Source organism: Aquabacterium sp. (genome assembly GCF_041915145.1).
Lineage (GTDB): Bacteria > Pseudomonadota > Gammaproteobacteria > Burkholderiales > Burkholderiaceae_C > Aquabacterium.
In genome coordinates, this window is the sequence record NZ_JAYSBZ010000167.1 from 1 (window position 1) to 2130 (window position 2130).

A 2130-nucleotide genomic window follows, 5' to 3' on the forward strand; every position below is an offset into this window, starting at 1 on the left:
CGTAGCACTCTGTCTCATGATGAGGGCGATGTCGGGTGGCCGCGGCGACTTCTGCAGGAGACATCAGGCGCCCCATGGCAAACTGCGTCTCCAGGTCGTGCTTCGATGGCTCGTATGTGAGCTGTCTCAATCTGTTCATGGTTGTCCTTACAAAGCGCGGTATCGCGCAGTTCGTATAGACACCAGTCACACTTGCCTCAAATCCAGGCGGTCGGCCGTTGCTGCCCCCACTGCGCGCATGTCATTTCTGCCTCTCTTGAATTCCGTGTGGGTGGATTCGGTGGTGTTTTGGCTGGCGGACGGGGTCAAGGGCGGGCGTAGCCCGGCGAAGCGAACCCTTGACGCCGGCTGCCGGCCCGTACGCTGGCCGTCATGGCCGATGCGGCATGCTCACGCATCGGCCATGACGAGCAGGAGCGATTGGTATGCATGACAGGTTGTTCGAAGCGGCACTGGGCATCGCGCCCCCTTGGTTCGTCGCCGGCGTTCGTTTCGACGAGGCCAGCAAGGTCTTGACGGTCGGCATCGACTTCACGGCGGGGACCCGGTTCGCGGTCGAGGGCGCCAGCGGCGAGCACCCGGTCCACGACACCGTGACCAAGAGCTACCGGCACCTGAACTTCTTCCAGCACGAGTGCGTGCTCGAGGTGCGCACGCCGCGCGTGAAGCTGCCCGACGGTTCGGTGCGCCTGGTCAAGCCGCCGTTTGCGGGCAAGCTCTCGGGCTTCACGCTGCTGTTCGAGGCGCTGGTGCTGATGCTGGCGCCGCAGATGCCGTTTGCTGCCGTGGCCCGCATCGTGGGCCTGTCGCCGTACCGGGTGCTGGCGATCTGCCGGCGCTACGTCGCGCTGGCGCTGCAGGCCGCGGACTTCGGCCACGTCCGGGCGCTGGCCATCGACGAGACCTCGCGCGCGCGTGGCCACGACTACATCACGCTGGCGGCTGACGCTGTGCAGCGCCGGGTCCTGGCCGTGGCCGAAGGGCGCGAGGCCAAGACCATCGCTGCCATCGCCGCCGAGCTGGCCGAGCATGGCTGTGTGCCCGAGAGCATCGAGTCGGTCAGCATCGACATGTCGCCGGCGTTCATCAAGGGCTGCGCCGACGAGCTGCCCAACGCGCGCATCACGTTCGACAAGTTCCACGTCCTCTGGCACGCCAACGCGGCGGTGGACAAGATGCGGCGCATCGAACAGCGCCGCGACAAGTCCCTCAAGGGCATGCGCTGGTCGCTGCTGAAGGACCGTGCCAGCCTCAAACCCGAGGCCGCAGCCGAGCTGGATGCGCTCATCGCGCGCATGACCACCGTGCGCACCGCGCGCGCCTGGGTCTACAAGGAGCAGCTGCGCGAGATCCTCCAGCGCAAGCAGATCAACGTCGTGCGCGACATGCTCAAGCACTGGTGCACCTGCGTCATGCGCTCCAAGGTCGAGCCCATGAAGGAGGTCGCCGCCATGGTGCGCCGCCATCTCGAGGGCATCGTGGCCTGGGCGCAGACCCGTCAGACCAACGGCTTCCTCGAAGCACTCAACGGCCTGTTCCAGGCCGCCAAGCGTCGCGCGCGCGGCTTCACGCGCTTCGACACGATCAGGACCGTCATCTTCCTGATCGCGGGCAAGCTCGACTTCGCAGCGGTCAACCCTCATGCCCGGTAACCCACTCGAAATTCAACAGAGCCAGAAATCACGAGGCAGACCGACTACCCGCATCGATACCGCAGTGCTCGCGCATTTGCGTCAGAAAGCGGGGTTAACCCAGTTGGGTTTGGCAGAAGAGGTTTACCTCTTAGCCAAAAAACGTTCGTCGAGCCAGGCAAGCCTCAAAAACACTGGCCAGCGTTGGGAAAAGAAGGGCACTCTGGATGCTGGGTTGGCTCAGCACCTTGCCACTGTCTTGAAAACGCCCGTCGAGATTCTGTGTGGCGAACACCCGTTTCCCACGCCCGAGCCCGCCCCCAGTTATGTCAACGAGCTGGAGGCGTTGCTTCGCAAACGCGTGCAAGAAGAGACCATCCCAGAGCTCGAAAATGCTCTCCAATATTTCCGAGAAAACGGATATGACGACCCTGTAAGGAAATTGGCTGAAGAGTTGAATCGGGAGCTGGAAATCGCTCCTTTAAGCGCATCGAGGGAA

Annotated in this window: 2 protein-coding genes; both read left to right on the forward strand. The window is 63.5% G+C overall.

The window, feature by feature from the left end; all coding sequences use genetic code 11:
• Positions 1-425: 425 nt before the first annotated feature.
• Complete coding sequence (locus ACE3SS_RS15590; protein WP_011804549.1) at positions 426-1652, forward strand: ISL3 family transposase; 1227 nt, start codon at positions 426-428, stop codon at positions 1650-1652.
• Positions 1642-2130: hypothetical protein (locus tag ACE3SS_RS15595; RefSeq protein WP_374595519.1), on the forward strand; the 489-nt coding region annotated here is incomplete at its 3' end. The genes ACE3SS_RS15590 and ACE3SS_RS15595, both read left to right, overlap by 11 nt.

Coding starts and splice junctions, on each gene's coding strand:
- ACE3SS_RS15590 (WP_011804549.1), top strand. CDS start 426: ATGCATGACAGGTTGTTCGAAGCGGCACTGGGCATCGCGCCCCCTTGG.